Source organism: Achromobacter sp. 46006, from assembly GCF_059761975.1.
In genome coordinates this window covers 1-406 of sequence record NZ_JCBANN010000146.1, presented here as the reverse complement: position 1 = coordinate 406, position 406 = coordinate 1, and the positions used below count along the sequence as shown (strand labels likewise).

Here is a 406-nt window from a genome sequence, read left to right as displayed (position 1 = left end):
CGGTGTAGACCTGCTGGCCCGGCAGACCCGCCAACCCGCCCAGGTCCAGCGACAGGTCATTGCGCAAGGTCCAGCCGTCTTCCGCGGCCAGCGTCATCTGCCCATCGAAGCCGCGCACCGCGTAGCGATTGCCGATGGTGAAGTAGTCGGCCGGCACGATGGGCGTCTTGGCGTGCTGGATCTGCCAGTTGGCCTGGTACGCCATCTGCTGGCCGGCCACCTTGAAGGGCAGGTATAGACCTGCATTGGCCGTCAGGATGGTGCTGCGCCCGTTCCAGTCGGGATCGCCGTAGACATACCCCGGCTGGTTGGAGAACTGCGGCAGCGTGCCGCGCACCCCGCCGCCGATGTCCAGCACCATCTGGTCGATGTAGTGGCGATGGCCGTAGCTGAACTCGTAGCCGGC

Annotated in this window: 1 protein-coding gene; it reads right to left on the bottom strand. The window is 66.3% G+C overall.

Annotation, left to right across the window (positions count from 1 at the left end; translation table 11 throughout):
* The coding region (locus AC6LKG_RS26570) for a ShlB/FhaC/HecB family hemolysin secretion/activation protein (protein WP_498169987.1) at nt 1–406 on the bottom strand (406 nt) is incomplete at both ends.